Source organism: Streptomyces sp. B1I3, assembly GCF_030816615.1.
Classification (GTDB): Bacteria; Actinomycetota; Actinomycetes; order Streptomycetales; family Streptomycetaceae; genus Streptomyces.
Window position 1 is genome coordinate 7,343,061 of sequence record NZ_JAUSYD010000001.1, and the last position, 15,710, is coordinate 7,358,770.

Here is a 15,710-nt window from a genome sequence, read left to right on the forward strand (position 1 = left end):
GAGAGCGGCTGTTAGCGTTTCGCCACGTGAGTGACAGCGTGTACGTGGGTAACGCGGGCAAGGATGCGGCACTGGACCGAGGATGGCTCCTCGGGCACTTCAGGGACGTAGACGACCCGCGCCACAGCGAGGCCGTAGAGATCAAATGGGGTGTCCACCCCCGTGCCGATGAGCGATCGCAGTGGGTGAGGGGCGAGGAACGCACGGCTCTCCTGGTTCTCATCAGCGGCCGCTTCCGCGTCGAACTGCCCGGCCGCAGCGTCCTTCTGGAGGAGCAGGGTGATTACGTTGTGTGGGGGCGGGGAGTCGATCACTCGTGGTTCGCGGAGGAAGAGTCGGTGGTACTGACTGTCCGATGGCCGTCCGTGCCCGGCTATGTAGCGACTGGGAAGGACCAGGCGCAACTGGGGACCTGACACGAATGGGCGATGGTCACAGCCACTCTTTGATGGCAGCAACGAGGACGGTCGCCTCGTAGCGGACCGCGAGTTTGTCGTATCGCGTGGCGACGGCGCGGTGCCTCTTGAGGCGGTTGATCCCGCATTCGACCGCGTGACGCTCATGGTAGTCGACCGGGTCGAAGTGTGGCGGTCGGCCACCGCGGGAGCCGAGCTTCCGGCGATTACGCCCCTGGTCGACCTTGTTTGGGATGGTGCAGCGGATCCCCCGACGACGCAGGTACGCGCGGTTCTTGCGGGAGGCGTACGCCTTGTCCGCACGCACCCGATCGGGACGGACGCGTGGCCGGCCCGCCCCGATGCGGGGCACGCGGACTTTCTCGAGCACCGGTTCGAACTGAGTGGACGTGGATCCCATTGAAGTCCGTGGGGCCCATACAGTTCGGTCAGAGCAAGGAGGAAGTCTCAGCCGCTCTGGGCGAGCCGATTGATGCGTGGGATGTCAAGAAGTACGCGCGTTGGTATCCCTTCTATGGAGTCGGCATCGACACCTATTACGACCAGGAGACCCAGACCTCGGCTGCAGTAGCTGTGGACGCCTGCCGGGGCCCACAGGTCAGCATCGACGGCACTCCTTTGGTTGGCCGGCTGCCCTCGGAACTCGAACCCTGGCTCGAGGAGACGGCGTCAACACTTGAGGGCCCGTCTCTGCCCGAGTATGTCGATGGCCTGCGCTTCGGGCCCCGCGGGGAGCCGTATCTCCTCAGTTTGGGATTGGTCCTGCGCTGCCAGCAGAACGGTGACCATGCCCGCTGTCGCCCAGTGTTCCTTGCGCCCCGGTGGGCTATGCGAGGCCAGGAATTGATCGAGAACTTGATCCCCGACACGGAGTGGCTGACGTACTGAGCGATGCCCAACCTCATGATGCGTGGTGGAGGACGAGGACGGCCTTCACGACGTCAGTGATTCGGTTGGTGCTGCAGCGGAGCTTGCGTAGGAGGCGCCAGCCCTTGAGGGTGGCCATGGCCTGCTCGCCGAGACAGCGGATCTTGGCGTGGGTGGTGTTGTGGCGATGCTTCCACCGCTTGAGGTGCCGCCCCCGAAACGGTACGCGGACGGGTCCGCCGGCGCCTTGATACGCCTTGTCCGCCCAGCACCGGAGTCCTGCTTCAGTAAGGGCTGCGATGATCCCGTGGTGTCGCGCGGCGGTCAGGTCGTGAGTCGAGCCGGGCAGAGCCGGCGAGACCCAGAGAAGCCGTCCGAACGGATCGGTGAGGACCTGCACGTTCATGCCGTGGCGCTTGTGCTTCCCGGAGTAGTAGGGGGTGTCAGCGGCGATGCGGTCGATCGGCAGCAGGGTGCCGTCCAGGATGACGAACGCCTTCTGCCGGATCGTCCGCATCGCCTCGGCCAGGGAGGGGGCGAGGACGGCCAGGGCCTCGACGGCTTCACGTATGTAGCGGTAGACAGTCGCGATTCCGATGCCGAACCCGGAGGCCAGCTGGGCATAGGTGTCACCGCACCGCAGGTGGGCCAGGGCGAGTAGTGCTTGTCGCGCGGCGGGAAGGCGTCGCCACCGCGTTCCGATGTCCTGCCGTCTGGCAGCCAGTCGTCCGGTCAGGAACCGCAAGGTGCGGCCGGACAGATCAATCGAGGATGGGTAAACAAGCACGCGCAGCTCCTGGCAGACAAGGGTGATCATGATCGAGAACCCGTCTACCAGCAGCTTCGTCGTTGTGCAGGACCGTCCAACGCGCGGACACCACCACCAGATTGGAAAAGGCTCAATGATGCGTCGGCAGGCGCGGTCTTCCAGGCAGGGCACGGGGCGTAGAGAACTCCATGATCTTGGAAGCCCGTGCCTGTCCTCTCGCCGAGCCGTCAACCCGGCAGAGCGAAGACCCTGGTCGACCGTCGGTTTCTGCAGAGGACTACTGAGATTCGCCGCGTGATGTCGCTCGCTACAGCCCATGGCGCTGGGGCGATGTCCGTTCTACGGGCGACTCCACTCGGAGATCACGGTGGCGGACGGAGAGGGTTGCTGTGGTTGCGGTACTCCGCTGCTGTACGCCAACGTCGGGGAGGCGCGATAGCTCACGAGTCGGGATGCTTAGATTGGAGAGCCCATGGATCTGCGAGAGTCCCTCGGCGAGGCCGTGGTCGCCCTAAAAACTCCGCTGGGAAGCGCTGATCGCGAGCAGGGTTGGACAGACGAGCTGCGTCGGGAGATCCAGGAAGAGATCTCGGTCAGCCGCTCAATGTTGAGGCGCCCCGGGCCGTGGGCGGTCAGATACCTCCATCCCCGCCTCGATGAGTGGATGGCACGCGAAGGTGTTCAGCCGGGACGCCTCCGTGATGTGGTCATGGAGGCGCAGACTCTCATCATTGGGGCGCGCGATGCGGCCCGCTCACGGTGACAATCTTGAGAACCATCGTGGCAGCGATGTCACCGTGAGTTCGAATCCCACACCCACCGCCAGGTGAACGGCCCCCGACCAGTCGTTCCCGTGGGGCCAACAGACTCGCTCGAAGCCATGTGGCAAATCCGCGTGAACCGGACAGCACGCGACTACGCCGAAGCCTTGTGTGTCATATGGCCAGTCTGGCGCGACGTGGGCCCATCAGTGCGGAATCGGCGCGACCGCGCCGCGTAGAGCCTTGGCAGCCGCAACTCCTCGCGGAACTGCTGTTGTTCGGCGGTCAGCCCGCCACCTTGTGGATACCGCGTGACTCCGGTGATACCGCAGCTACCGGCCTGCCGACACCCCCAACGACACACCACGAGTTCAGCCTCAGTCTCCAGGGTCACAGCATCGATCTGTCCGGTATCTCGTCCTGTTCCTGCTTCAGGTTTTTGCTGCTGGTGCCGGCGGGTCGGCCCTGTTCCCGGTATTTTTGAGGTAACTGTGTCTGGGATCTATGAGGAGTATGCTTTCCCGTCAAAGATGGGGGCCGCATATGCCGGGATCTCCGTGTATTCGGCCACTTCAGTGCGCGCCAGGGGAAGGCGTGCCGTCGAGGAAATGTGCCGTCTCGCCTCGTCTTACCTGCCCCGGCCTCTGCGCGACGCGCCTTGAACAGGTCCTGAGTGGCGGAGGATCCCGAGTGCCCTTCGATTGCGGGTGTCCATAACCCGCAGTGCAGAGCCTACAGGAGCTAGAAATTTCAAAAATGGCGAGTTCGCGCCAATATTGGCCGGTCCCATTGGCGAGTATGGGCTAAACATAATTGCGAGGGGATTTCTTCTCCTGTGGATGGCGTACTGTCCTGTCGGGTGATTGTTGACGGAAATCGCGCGCCTTGTTCCATTACGAATATCTGGATATGCGTGTCGTATGGAAGCGGCACGTAATTCTCGGACTGTCGCACAGCATGCGGCGCGGAAAAATGTTCGAGGGAAATTACTATTTTCAGGTGCCGTACCAACCTGATTTCGCGCCCCGGATCGACCCTTGCTTCACCTGAGCCAGAGGAACACTGTGAACAGGAACCAGACCACCGCTCTCCTCGCCCTCCCGACCCTCTTCGCCGGCGCGGCGCTCTTCTTCGGCACCCCTGCCGGGGCCTCTGCCCTGGCCTGTACCGCGGGCACTGCGGGCGTTGCGGGTGCCAACGGCACCGCCGCCCACCCCGCGGGCTTCCCCGGCAGCGCGGGTGGTGCTGCGACTGGAACGGGCAACTGTGCGGGCGGTGCTGGCGGCCCCGGCGGCAACGGCTTCGCCAACGGGGTCGGCGGTGCGGGCGGCAACGGCGGGATCGGCGTGGGCAGCGGATCCGGCGGTGCGGGTGCCACCGGTGGCACCGGTGCCACCGGTGGCGCGGCGGGCGGTAACGGTGGCACCGGTGCCACCGGCGGACTCAACGGCGCGGGTGGCGCGGGCGGTGCAGGTGGTGCGGGCACCAACGCCAGTGCGGGCGGCATCGGAGGTGCCGGTGGGAACTCCGGTGCCAGCGCCGGAGCCGGCGGCCAGGGCGGCCTGGGTGGCGTCGGTGGATCGACCGGTGGTGCGGGCGGCAACGCCGGCGACGGCGGCATCGGCCACGGCGGCGGCACGGGCGGCAACGGCGGCGCCGGCGGCACCAACGCCTCCGGCAACGGAGGTAAGGGCGGTAACGCCGGAAAGGGCGGCAATGGCAGCTCCGGCGGGGCTTACCCCGGTGGTGCCGCGGGCATCGGTGGGGCCGGTGGTGCGAGTTCTGGAGGGATGACCAACTCGGGTGGCAACGGCGGCACCGGCGGCAACGGTGGTGTGAAGTCGGGTGCCAGCGTTGATGGCACCTGCGGGATCGGCGGCGCCGGCGGCAACGCCACGGGGGGCACGCTCTTCCACGGTGGGACCGGGGGAACGGGCGGAACGTTCGGCGCGGGCAGTCCCTGCGCGAGCGGCGCCAACGGAACACCGTGACCTTGCCCCACCAGGTATCCCGCCCCATCACGCCGCCAGACCACATGGCGCGGTCTCGGGACGTGATGGGCGCACCCTGACCCCCGCCACTGAAGGTTGATGGGGGCCAGGTCGGAAAGGGCGCTCTCCGCGCGAGCGGAGGTGAGCCGCTCACCACCAACGCGAAGAACGACGAGGAGGCATGCTGTCCGCGGCAGTGGGGGCCGGCGGGCGGGCCGTCGCCACGCCCGTGGGTGCCCACGGGCGCTCGCGCCCCACCCCGCGGTCCTCCGATCCCTGTCCCGCAGGCGCGCCCGGCAAGGGGCTTGTCCAGGTTGTGTCCAGAAGAGATGTCCGTAGAGGAGGAGATCATCGGGTCCGGGAGCCGGGTGCCCTCTGCGGCCGAGCGCGGCCGGCGCTCGGCAGGTGGCCGCGCGCGCCAGACGACGGGGAAGGAGCGCAGCTGATGGCGGGGAAGCGTGAGGAGAACCCGGCGAGGTCGTCGAACAACCTGCGCGGTGACGTGCTGCGCATGCTCGGAGTACTGAAGGTTGCGACGGTCGAACAGATCCAGCAGATCTCAGCCCCGCACCTGAGTTACCGGCACACCGACAAGCCGACCCCATCGAAGCGGAAGCAGGCCCCCACCGCCTCGCACACCGGGGCGCTGTCCGACCTGCGCAAGCACGGCCTGTTCGAGACCGGCGGATCCACCGAGACGGGAGAGTCGCTGCGGCACCTGACCCTCAAGGGTCTGGAGGCTGCGTCGTACCCAAGCAGAGGTCCGCACGCCTTGAACACCCCGACGTCGGACCTCGCCATGGTGGACACGGTGCAGGCGCGTCGGTGGCACGGTCTGCACGGCGGCGGACCGCGCGAAGGCGGCCTCGGCGGCCGAAACCAATCCTGCCCAGCCTGGCCAAATGCGTGTCACGAGCCGCCCTGACCTGGTTCGTCTCCAGCGCCGTCGACCTGTGTCGCGTGGCCGAGGAAGCCGGATTCAGCCGTATGGAGGTCTTCAGTGTTCTCGTCATGAGGGCGGCGGGGCGTGCGACCGGTCCCGTACGCCCTTCGCCACCACCTCGGGCAAACCTGGTACCAGCTGGTCATCGCCGCGACGGGAGACAGGAAGCCGGTGCGAAACCTGCATCAGTTCCCGACGCCTCAAGGATCTTCTGATACACGGGCGAACAGATGAAATCGAACTCCGGGCATTCGTTTGTGGATGGTCTCGAACAAGCTGAGCTCGTTGGTCGGGCCGGCGGAACGTCGGTGACCGATGGTCGTTAGTGGGGCATGACAGGAATTGGCCGCACGCCGTCAGGCTCTGCGCCACTTACACGGTCCATGACGCCCGCGCCTCACCGCATCGTTCCCCGGCCCGCGGCCGCGCTCCCCGAGGCTTACGACCTCAGGGGGGTTCGGCGGGCGGTCGACGAGGTTCTCGAACGCTTCCTCGACGCCAAGGAGCGTGGCCCGTACGGTGCACATCTCACCGATCCGCTGGAGGTCTTGCGTGACTTCCTCGGTGCCGGCGGCAAACGTGTGCGCCCGCTCTACCTGTGTACCGGCTGGTATGCCGTGCGCGGTGCGCCGCTGACGGCCGGGGTGTTGAGGGCCGCTGCCGGTGTGGAGTTGTTCCATACCTTCGCGCTCCTGCACGACGACGTGATCGACCGATCGGAAGTGCGGCATCACCGTCCCACAGCGCAGCTGCAGTTCGGTGCGATCGGCTCTCGGCGTCGTGAGCCGTGGTTCGGGGAGAGTGCGGCGGTCCTGCTCGGTGATCTGTGCGAGGCGTGGTCGGCCGAGCTGCTGGGCGATGCTTCGGCGATCGGGCCGGCCCGTGTGGCGCTTGACGCGATGCGCAGTGAGCTGGTGGTGGGGCAGTACCTGGACCTGTGCGCGAGCGGCGAGGGTTTCGGCTCGGTGGCCGAGGCCATGCAGGTGATCCATTTCAAGACCACGAAGTACACCGTGGAGCGTCCGATGCAGCTCGGCGCTGCTCTGGCGGGTGCCGACAGCGCCGCGCTGGAGGCGTGTTCGGCCTACGCGCGACCGCTGGGTGAGGCGTTTCAGCTTCTGGACGACCTGGAGGATGTGCTGGAGCTGGCGGACGGGGGCACGGAAAGCGGAACGGATGTCCGCGAGGGCAAGCACACCGTCGTCCTGGCGCTGGCCGCTGCCCGTTGTGACAGGGCTTCGGCGGCACGGCTGCGGCGGCTGGTGGGAGACCGAGGTCTGGACGCGGAGCAGCTCGCCGAGGCACGCGCGATCATCGCCGCTACCGGGGCGATACGGGACGTCAAGGAGATGATTTTGGACCGTCGCAGGCAGGCGATGAACATCCTCGAGCACGCGCCGTTCCATTCGGATGCGAAGAGCATCCTGGCCCGGCTGACCGATCTGGCCATTCCACAGGTCGCCTCCTGGGACGGCGCATGAGCATCGTGGGCTGCGCCGACACCGTAGCGACCTCTTCCTCAAAAGGATGATCTGCATGACTTCCCTCGCCGACACCGCTTTCGCCCCCTTGCCGCAGCAGCGCCCCGTGCTGCGTCATGTCGCCCTGGTCCCGGACGGCAACCGTCGCTGGGCCCGTGAGCGCGGTGCGCCGGTGTTCGAGGGGCACCGTCGCGGGGGCGAACGTTGTATCGAGTTCCTTGAGTGGTGCGGCCAGCACCCCGGGATCGAGGTGGTCAGTATCGGGCTGTCGTCGGCCGAGAACCTCGCCCGCCGGCCTGCGGGAGAAGTGGAAGGGGTCGATCGCGTCACTGCCGCCGTGATCGGTCAGGCCGCCGCTACCGGGCGATGGCGGCTGAACCTGCTGGGCGACGTGGACCTGCTCACCCCTTCCCTGGCCGAGACACTGCGAGCTTTCGTGGCCTCCACGGCGGACGTGGCAGGCCCGGTCGTCAACTTCGCCGTCGGCTACAGCGGACGCGCCGAACTTATGCGGGCGGTCGACGCCCTGCGCGTTTCCGCAGCCAGCGCGGGGCCCGTGAGCGCCCAGGACATCGAGCGGCATCTCGACACCGCGGGACAGCCTGACTGTGACCTGATGATCCGCACCGCCGGTCAGACCCGCCTGTGCGGCTTCATGCCCTGGCAGAGCATCTACAGCCACCTGTACGTCGCCGACCCGCGCTGGCCTGACTTCGCCAAGAGCGACTTCACCCGCGCGCTGGACTCCTTCCACGGCAGTGAGCGACGTATGGGCAGCTGACCGGGTCCCGGGAGCTGTGAGCCGCTGTCTTCCGCCATGCAGTCCCCGTCGGCGTGCCCAGCCCAGGCTCGGTGGGTGGCCCGTCGAGAACGGCGACCTCCGGGTATGCACCGTTCGCTGAAGTCTGGGCGAGTGACGGTTCTTGCTTGCCGTGCGTGGGTTGCGACCTGCGAGTACCTCTTACATGTGAGTGGGGAAACTGTGCGATCTTGGCGGCGTTGTCTGGACGAGGCAGGAGTCGTCGGGCACCGGCTGCGGGCCGACTACGGTCACGTGACGCGGTTCCTGATGCGTACGGATCTGACGGCTTACGGAGCCGTGCGGGTCCTGTCACCGGCGGAGTTTCAGCCGCATCTGCTCGCCGGTTTCGCGTTCGCCTCCTTCACCGATGACGTGTGCGACCAGGGCGGTTCGGCGCAGGAGCGGTCACGACGGTTCGATCTCTGGACGACTCAGGTGCGAGCCGGTTTGGAAACCGGCCGTGCGGAGCATCCGTTGCTGCGCGCATTTCTGCACACCTCCGGGGTGTGCAGCCTGCCGCGGCGGTGGATTGACTCCTACCTGACGGGCACCCGCATCGACCTGGACTTTCCGGGTTTCACCAACGAGGCCGACTACCAGTCGTACATCGATCAGCTCACCTGGCCGTTCGTTATGCTCACCACCGGTCTGGTGCAACCCGACGGTGAGAAGGAGAGGTTCGCCGAGTCGTGCCGGCTGTTCGCCGACGGGTGCCAGCGCACCGACTTCCTTGCCGATCTTGCGGAGGATCTGCGGGGCGGGCGCCTTTACCTGCCGGTCGACGACCTTCGTCGGCACGGTGTGACGCGGTGCGACCTCGAGCACGGCCGGGACACCCCAGAGGTGAGGGCGTTGATCGCGGAAACGGCTGAGGCCGCGCACGCCACTCTTCGTGAGGCCGGTCGGATCGTCGATGAGATCGCGGACAGTCATCGGCCCTTGATGCGGTGCGTGCTACGTCTGCACCATCACCGTCTTGACACCATCACAGCCTTGGGAACCGTCGTCACGCGCCGCCCGCCACGAGTCGATCCGATGGCCTGCCTGCGAGTGCTGGCCCAAGAGCGGCCCGCGAATGTCAGCGCCCCGAGAGCCAGCAGGTAGGCACCCACATCACGAGCCGCCAGTGACCGGACACGACCGCCGCGCTGCCTCTACGGCGTCGGGGAAGCTGGGACGACAGAGGAATCGGTCTTCTTGTACAGCGTTTCCGTGCCCCGCGTGCGCTGGGCGCGGGTGCGCACCACAAAGGTGGTCATGCCCACCGCTGCCATGCCCAGAGCCCAGCCTGCGCCGAGGAGCAGAGAACTCCAAGGAACCGTGTGAAGACTGCCGGCCGCCACGGAGGTCTGCACGGCTCCGTGGGCCGGCAGGTAGCGGATGATGGGGCTGTCGGCATCCGGGTTGATCATCGGGTTCTGCAGCAGCAGATCGGTGGAACTGGTCATGATGGCCAAGAACATGCCGGCGAGCTCGCTGCGCAGCACGGCCGCCAGCACGATGCCGAAACCGCCGTAGACCAGCGCGCCAGCGAACATTCCCGCGGCGAACACCACAGGCTGTTCTGGGTGCCACAGCAGGTGGGTCCAAGCCGTGGCGTAGAGGGCGACCACTGCCGCCACCAGAACCAGTGCCACGCACTTCGCCGCCATCAGGCTCGATGGCGGATATCCGGCCTGCACGAGTCTGCGGTCGAAGGGCGCGGAGCGGGCCGTGGCGATGAACATCATGAAGGCGACGACCAGGGACAGCGCCTGCAGTGCCCCGGTGACCTGCGTCAGAATGTTGGCGTCCATGACCAGCCAGCGGCCCGCCGACCGCACATGAAAGCGCAACGGGATCCGGGCGACCACCTCGAAGGCCAGCGTCGTCCACAGCGGGACGAACAGCAGCACGATGAGCAGCGCCAGCCGGTTGCGAGCCTGCTCGATGAGCGCGAACAGCAACGCCGTGCGGAAGCAATTCCCGCGCCGGTTCATGACGCCCACCCTTCGGCGCCGGGCTGGTCCACCCTGCACAGCTCACCTGCGTCCAGTCGGTACAGGGCATCCAGGCGAGAAGCGTCGTAGGCGAGGTGGGAGACGATGAGCAGCGCGCACCTGCGGCTGCTCAACTCTCGGGCCAGGTCCCAGAACCGCAGATACGTCTCCCAGTCGAAGCCTTGGTACGGCTCGTCCAGGAGCAGCACCTGCGGATCGTGCATCAGGGCCAGCACAAGATTGAGCTTTTGCCGGGTGCCGCCGCTGAGCGTCTCCAGACGCTGGTTCCGGTAGCCATTGCAGTTCAGCTGCTCGAGCAGCTCGAAGGCGCGGTCCACATGGTCCAGGCCGTAGGCCCTCTGGAAGAACTGCAGATGCTGCTCGACTGTGAAAGCCCCGTGCAGTACCGCGTCCTGCGGACAGCTTCCCACCAGTCCTTGGCACTCCACCACGCCGCGATCGGCGAGCAGGTCGCCGGTCAGGATCCGCAGCAGAGTGCTCTTGCCCGCACCGTTCTCGCCCACCACACCCACCATCTGGCCCGGGTACAGGTCCAGCGACACCCCGCGCAGGACGGGACGCTCCCGGTAGCTCTTGTGGATGCCGCGCATACGGAGGATGGGGCGGCGGTTCGATGGCGTGGTCGAGCCGTGCTTCGGCAACGTGCCGGCCCGGTGATCGGTCGCGTGCACCATTTGTGTCCCCACCGCTCAGTCGCAGTTCATGTCCCCTTGCGGCGCGCAGAGCGGCCGACGTGATGACCAACGACACCGGGCGGTCCAGGTGACGTGCCCGGCGGTGGTGACTTGCCGGTATTCCCGTGTAGTGGGCCTGCTGGGGCAGGTGATGCCTCTGCAGGGGGCAGGGCGTGGCCCAGCCTGGGGCTGCAGAGCCGAGGGAAGATACCCGCAGCCCAGAACCTACATTCTGAGGCTGGGGCCCCAGGACCGCCTCGCCCGCGGCGCAGGCTCTCACTCACAGTCCCCTGCGCTGCTGGCGCCCCCGGTAGTCCTCGATCGCTTCCTCCCAGGCAGATACGTCGAAGTCGGGCCACAGAAGGGGGGTGAAGTAGAGCTCCGAATGGAGAGTCTGCCAGGGCATGAATCCTGACATTCGGGTCTCCCCCGACGTGCGGATCACCAGGTCCGGGTCGGGTTGGCCGGCTGTGTCGAGATGGCAGGCCAAGTCGGCGGCTTCGACCGGTCTCCGGCCCGCCGGGCCACTACCGTCGGCTTCGCGCGCGTCCAGCAGGCTACGCACCGCACGGGTGATCTCGTCCTGCCCGCCATAAGCGATTGCGAAGTTCACCATGGGCCCCTGCACCGCTCTGCTGCGGTGGACACAGTCCCGAAGCCGCGCAGCGATGTCTCCCGGCACCAGCTCCAGGTTGCCGAGCAGACCGATCCGCCACTGCGCCAGGGCTGCGATATGTTCCACGAAGGCCGCGATCACGGCCAGCCCTGCGGCTACCTCCTCAGGAGGCCGGTGAAGGTTCTCGATGGACGTCGTCCAGAAGGTGACAATCTCGATGTCCGTGTCCGTACGGCAATGGTCGAGCAACTCCAACGTTCGCTCGCAACCCCTTCGATGGCCTGCCGGACTCGGCAGCCCTCTCAGTTTGGCCCAGCGCCGATTCCCGTCGGGAATTACCGCCAGGTGGCGAAGCGGCGGACCGGCGATCGCGAGTACATCGACCGGACTCGGCCTGACGGCGAGCACCTCGACGCCTGCGCTACCAGCCGCGGAGGCGGCTCGAGCCCCGTGGTCTTGAGGACATGCGCTCGTCATGGATCGGCTCCTCGTCATTGGCCGGCCTCCGGCCTGCCTTGCGGCGCCTGTGCCGCCCGGTACTCCCTGTCAACGACCGTACACGCGCTGCGATACGTCCGGTGAATCACCAGGTGGGTGATGTCGTTCGAGACGCCGTTCGAGCCCAGAATGCCGGCGCGCACAGGCACTCCCGCCAACCTTGTGATCGTCCCGGGGCGATCACAAGCGTCGGCGGAATTCTGGATGCATCATGTCGATGGCGGCCTGAGAACCACCCGGGTAAGTTAGCGATCTTCGGATGGCAGAAGCTCCCGGAGTCCCTGAATGCGGACGCCATGATGAACCCCGACCGGCCCCCCGCACGACTTCGCCTCTCTACCGCGCTTGACGGCCTGGCCGTTGCCTTCGGCGGGATGACGGCCCACCCCGACGAGCACAACTGCGAGTGCCACTGGGGCAGCGCCGAAGAACTCGCGCAGCTCAAGGTTCCGGATACGGAGCTGGACCTTGACCTCCTACGCCGCACCTGGCAGGCCCCCGACTGGAGCGACCACGCATCTGTACTACGCCGGGTCCTGCCCCAGTTCGCCACGGCCCTCGTCAAAGGCTCCGTCGAGCCGCTCTTCGCCTTGGAGGAAGCCGGCCGCTCGTTTGCTCGCGGTCATTGGCAGCAGTGGCCCACGGTGCAAGCCGAAGCAGTCAGGGACTTCCTACACGCCTGGTGGGCCGACACGCTCGCCGATTCCGATCCCGTAGTACCCGCGTACGAGGTCCTGACATTGATCGCCGAGGCATCTGCCACGCTTACCCCGTGGCTCACCACATGGGAAAATGTGACTGACCGCCCGGCCGACGACCACTTGGCCGAGGCGGCAGCAAAGTGGGAGTACGACCTGCTCGGAGGCCAACTCCCCTGGCACTCTTGGGAGAACGAGGAAGGGACACGCACCGAGCTGACCGCCTGGCTGGTCCGCAATGCCCCTGCCCGGCTCCGGGCCCACGGCGTATCAGGGGAACTGCTCCACCGAATACGGTTGCTCGGCCTCACCGGCGACGATCGTTGGGAGGACCCTCACTGGCCCGGCCACCGCTACTGATCCACCGAACCGTGCGGTGCTCCCTGCCCTCATATTGATTTCTTCATGAGCGTGTCGGCACCGGAAGATAAAGAACAAGCTAAGTGAAAGAGCGTTTTATCCCGTCTGGGGTGTTTGGTAAGTCGCCCAATGTCGGCGTACACGTGAACGTCCCCAGCCTCGTACGAATGAAAAGGGACAGTTGCTGATGCGGTGAGACTTGGAGCTCGGCACTCTGCTGCTTGGTCGATTCGGGCGGTGGAAGGGGCTGGCAGTGGTCTTGGATCCGCAGCGTTGGCTGGAGCTCCGGCGCTTTCGTGGCCTGCTGGAGTCCGGGGCGATGAGCCTGTCGGAGATCTCCCGGGAGACCGGCTTGGACTGCAAGACGGTCCGCAAGTACCTCTCGGCGCCGGGGTCGGCGGCGCCTCCTAGGCGGTCGCGTCGAGCATCCGGTTCCAGTCGTCGAGCGCGAGGTCCTTCCAGTACGAGAAGAGCATTAGGCCGGCGTTGTTGACGAGGACGTCGATACGCCCGTAGGTGTCGATGGCGAAGTCGGCCAGTGCCTGCATGTCGGCGGCGTCGGTGACGTCGGTGAGCCGGGCAGCTGCGGTGCCGCCGGTCTTCTCGATGTCGGTGACCAGTTGGTCGAGGTCTTCCTGGCCGCGGGCGGCGGCGACGATCTTGGCGCCGCGGGCGGCGAGGGCCTTGGCGCTGACGGCGCCGATGCCGGAGGAGGCGCCGGTGATGATGACGACCTTGTCCTTCAGGTGGTTCGTGGGGATCTCCCGGTGCGGTGGTTCAGCGCGCCTTCCGTGGTGAGGACAGCGCGCAGAGGCTTTAGAAGTCATCTCATTTGGTGAGCCTTCGGTAGCAGATGAGGGTGCAGGCGATGCTGGTGAAGGCGAGGAAGTGGTCGGCCTTGCGTTCGTAGCGTCGGTGGAGGCGGCGGCAGCCGGCGAGCCAGGCCATGGTGCGTTCCACGGTCCAGCGGTGGCGGCCCAGCCGTTGCGAGGACTCGACTCCCTTGCGGGCGATGCGGTGGGCGATGCCGCGTTCGCGTAACCATCGCCGCAGGTGGGGGTAGTCGTAGCCCTTGTCGGCGTGGAGTTTGCCGGGCTTGCGCCGTCGTCGGCCGCGGCGCGAGCGGATTGGCGGGATGCCCTTCACGAGCGGGATCAGGGCCTGGCTGTCGTGCAGGTTCGCCCCGGAAATGCCGACGGATATGGGCAGACCCGACCGTTCCGTGATCAGGTGGATCTTCGAGCCGTACTTGCCCCGGTCGACAGGATTCGGACCTGTCAGGTCCCCCTTTTCAGGGCCCGCATGTTCACCGAGTCGATCGCGCACCGCGACCAGTCCAGCTCGCCGCGGGCACCGAGTTCGTCGAGGACCAGGCGGTGGAGCTTGGCCCACACCCTGGCCTTCGACCACTCCGAGAAGCGCCGGTGGGCGGTCGCTCCGGACGGGCCGAACGACGCTGAAGGCAGCTGCTGCCAGGTACAACCCGACGTGGCCACGAAGACGATCGCGGCCAGCACTTCCCGGTCGCCGTGCCGACGCCGACCACCGCCCTGCGGCCGCGACGGCGCCTCAGGCACCACCCGCTGGAACAACTCCCACAACTCGTCCGGCACCAGCCGCTCAACGATCCCCACCATGGCGCACAGAATACCGAGTCGTCCAAATGAGATGGCTTCTTAGCTGTACGGGGTGGGGAGGTCAGCGCTTGCGGCGCTTGACGACGTAGGCGTACTGGTCGGGCCAGGTCGGCTCGGCGCCGAGCGCGAGCGCGGCGTGCTGGGCCCAGTAGGGGTTGCGGAGCAGTTCGCGGCCGAGGAAGACGGCGTCGGCCTGCCCGCCTGTGATGATGTCCTCGGCCTGCTGCGGCTCGGTGATGATGCCGACGGCTGCGGTGGGGATGCCGGCCTGGTTGCGGGCCTGGTCCGCGAAGGGCACCTGGTAGTTCGGCCCGGCGACGATCTTCGCGTCGCGGACCATGCCGCCGGTGGACACGTCCAGCAGGTCGCCGCCGTGGGCGTGGAGTTCCTTGGCGAGGCGGACGGTGTCCTCCCCGGTCCAGCCCTCGCGCTTGTCCTCGGGGTTCTCGGTCAGCCAGTCGGTGGCCGAGGTGCGGAAGAACACCGGCAGGTCCTCGGGCCACACCGCGCGGACCGCGTCGACGACCTCCAGGGCGAAGCGGATGCGGTTCTCGAAACTGCCGCCGTAGGCGTCGGTGCGGTGGTTGGAGGCCGGGGAGAGGAAGGAGTTGATCAGGTAGCCGTGGGCTCCGTGCACCTCGGCCACCTGGAAGCCGGCGGCCAGCGCGCGCCGCGCGGAGTCCGCGAAGTCGCGTACGAGCTGCTGGATCTCGTCCACGGTCAGCTCGTGAGGGACAGCGAGTCCGTCGTAGGCGATGGCGCTGGGGGCGACGGGCTGCCAGCCGCCCTCGGACTCGCTCAGGTGGCGGTCCGACAGCCAGGGCTTGTCGACGGACGCCTTGCGGCCGGCGTGGGCGAGCTGGATGGCCGGGACAGCACCGTGCGCCTTGATAGCCGAGGTGATGCGGGTGAACGCCTCCTGCTGGCGGTCGTTCCACAGGCCCAGGTCCCAGGGGCTGATGCGCCCGTCGGGCCGGACGCCGGTGGCCTCGGCCATCACCAGGCCCGTGCCACCGGCGGCACGGGAGGCCAGGTGGGTGAGGTGGAAGTCGGTGGGCGCACCGGTGTCCGGACCCTCGGGGGCGGCGGAGTACATGCACATCGGTGACATCCACACCCGGTTGGGTATCGACAGGGAACGCAGGGTGAGGGGGGTGAACAGGGAACTCATGTGGGGGGGTGCTTCTTCCGTGATCG

The 15,710-nt window shown here is 67.0% G+C and carries 16 protein-coding genes and 1 pseudogene; 9 read left to right on the top strand and 8 right to left on the bottom strand.

Annotation, left to right across the window (positions count from 1 at the left end):
• Positions 1–26 precede the first annotated feature (26 nt).
• A complete protein-coding gene (locus QFZ58_RS33360; protein WP_307128583.1) occupies positions 27–416 on the top strand; it encodes a signal peptidase I in 390 nt (129 codons plus the stop codon).
• A 16-nt stretch (positions 417–432) separates the two neighbouring features.
• Here the strand turns inward: QFZ58_RS33360 and QFZ58_RS33365 are convergent, their stop codons facing one another.
• Positions 433–816, bottom strand: coding sequence for a transposase (locus QFZ58_RS33365; protein WP_373428636.1), 384 nt, complete (start codon positions 814–816; stop codon positions 433–435).
• An 8-nt stretch (positions 817–824) separates the two neighbouring features.
• On the opposite strand from QFZ58_RS33365, the gene QFZ58_RS33370 reads away from it, so the two are divergent.
• Complete coding sequence (locus QFZ58_RS33370) at positions 825–1,304, top strand: hypothetical protein (RefSeq protein WP_307128584.1); 480 nt, start codon at positions 825–827, stop codon at positions 1,302–1,304.
• 13 nt (positions 1,305–1,317) lie between these two features.
• Here QFZ58_RS33370 and QFZ58_RS33375 read toward each other — a convergent pair whose 3' ends face one another.
• Positions 1,318–2,070, bottom strand: coding sequence for a transposase family protein (locus QFZ58_RS33375; RefSeq protein ID WP_307128585.1), 753 nt, complete (start codon positions 2,068–2,070; stop codon positions 1,318–1,320).
• Between the two features lie 1,807 nt (positions 2,071–3,877).
• On the opposite strand from QFZ58_RS33375, the gene QFZ58_RS33380 reads away from it, so the two are divergent.
• From QFZ58_RS33380 to QFZ58_RS33400, 5 genes are all read left to right on the top strand, one after another.
• Complete coding sequence (locus QFZ58_RS33380) at positions 3,878–4,804, top strand: hypothetical protein (RefSeq protein ID WP_307128586.1); 927 nt, start codon at positions 3,878–3,880, stop codon at positions 4,802–4,804.
• A gap of 445 nt (positions 4,805–5,249) precedes the next feature.
• Complete coding sequence (locus QFZ58_RS33385) at positions 5,250–5,729, top strand: hypothetical protein (RefSeq protein WP_307128587.1); 480 nt, start codon at positions 5,250–5,252, stop codon at positions 5,727–5,729.
• A 401-nt stretch (positions 5,730–6,130) separates the two neighbouring features.
• A complete protein-coding gene (locus tag QFZ58_RS33390; RefSeq protein ID WP_307128588.1) occupies positions 6,131–7,228 on the top strand; it encodes a polyprenyl synthetase family protein in 1,098 nt (365 codons plus the stop codon).
• 55 nt (positions 7,229–7,283) lie between these two features.
• On the top strand, positions 7,284–8,009 hold the full coding sequence (uppS, locus tag QFZ58_RS33395) for a polyprenyl diphosphate synthase (protein ID WP_307128589.1): 726 nt from the start codon (positions 7,284–7,286) through the stop codon (positions 8,007–8,009).
• Between the two features lie 273 nt (positions 8,010–8,282).
• A complete protein-coding gene (locus QFZ58_RS33400; protein WP_307128590.1) occupies positions 8,283–9,134 on the top strand; it encodes a squalene/phytoene synthase family protein in 852 nt (283 codons plus the stop codon).
• 50 nt (positions 9,135–9,184) lie between these two features.
• Here QFZ58_RS33400 and QFZ58_RS33405 read toward each other — a convergent pair whose 3' ends face one another.
• The 3 genes from QFZ58_RS33405 to uppS (QFZ58_RS33415) all read right to left on the bottom strand — a co-directional run bounded on the left by QFZ58_RS33405 (position 9,185) and on the right by uppS (QFZ58_RS33415) (position 11,815).
• Entirely contained in the window at positions 9,185–10,009 is an 825-nt protein-coding gene (locus tag QFZ58_RS33405; RefSeq protein ID WP_307128591.1) for an ABC transporter permease, read from the bottom strand.
• On the bottom strand, positions 10,006–10,620 hold the full coding sequence (locus tag QFZ58_RS33410) for an ABC transporter ATP-binding protein (RefSeq protein WP_307128592.1): 615 nt from the start codon (positions 10,618–10,620) through the stop codon (positions 10,006–10,008). Before QFZ58_RS33410 ends, QFZ58_RS33405 begins: the two co-directional genes overlap by 4 nt.
• A gap of 364 nt (positions 10,621–10,984) precedes the next feature.
• Complete coding sequence (uppS, locus tag QFZ58_RS33415; RefSeq protein ID WP_307128593.1) at positions 10,985–11,815, bottom strand: polyprenyl diphosphate synthase; 831 nt, start codon at positions 11,813–11,815, stop codon at positions 10,985–10,987.
• A gap of 377 nt (positions 11,816–12,192) precedes the next feature.
• Between uppS (QFZ58_RS33415) and QFZ58_RS33420 the strand changes: the two genes are divergently transcribed.
• Positions 12,193–12,876 carry a hypothetical protein gene (locus QFZ58_RS33420; RefSeq protein WP_373428637.1) on the top strand — a complete coding sequence of 228 codons (684 nt, stop codon included), beginning with the start codon at positions 12,193–12,195 and terminating at the stop codon, positions 12,874–12,876.
• A 253-nt stretch (positions 12,877–13,129) separates the two neighbouring features.
• Positions 13,130–13,318: pseudogene (locus QFZ58_RS33425) on the top strand (IS21 family transposase); the annotation flags it as partial.
• Here QFZ58_RS33425 and QFZ58_RS33430 read toward each other — a convergent pair.
• The 3 genes from QFZ58_RS33430 to QFZ58_RS33440 all read right to left on the bottom strand — a co-directional run bounded on the left by QFZ58_RS33430 (position 13,284) and on the right by QFZ58_RS33440 (position 15,684).
• On the bottom strand, positions 13,284–13,703 hold the full coding sequence (locus tag QFZ58_RS33430) for an SDR family oxidoreductase (RefSeq protein WP_307128595.1): 420 nt from the start codon (positions 13,701–13,703) through the stop codon (positions 13,284–13,286). The pseudogene QFZ58_RS33425 and the gene QFZ58_RS33430 sit on opposite strands and share 35 nt — an antisense overlap.
• Before the next feature lies 1 nt (position 13,704).
• Positions 13,705–14,513, bottom strand: a protein-coding gene (locus tag QFZ58_RS33435) for an IS5 family transposase (RefSeq protein ID WP_373428638.1) whose coding sequence is annotated in 2 segments (ribosomal slippage) — positions 13,705–14,165 and positions 14,165–14,513 — 810 coding nt in all. Because the reading frame shifts where the segments join, the coding sequence is not laid out codon by codon here.
• Positions 14,514–14,574: 61 nt separating this feature from the next.
• Positions 14,575–15,684 carry an NADH:flavin oxidoreductase/NADH oxidase gene (locus tag QFZ58_RS33440; protein WP_307128597.1) on the bottom strand — a complete coding sequence of 370 codons (1,110 nt, stop codon included), beginning with the start codon at positions 15,682–15,684 and terminating at the stop codon, positions 14,575–14,577.
• Positions 15,685–15,710 lie beyond the last annotated feature (26 nt).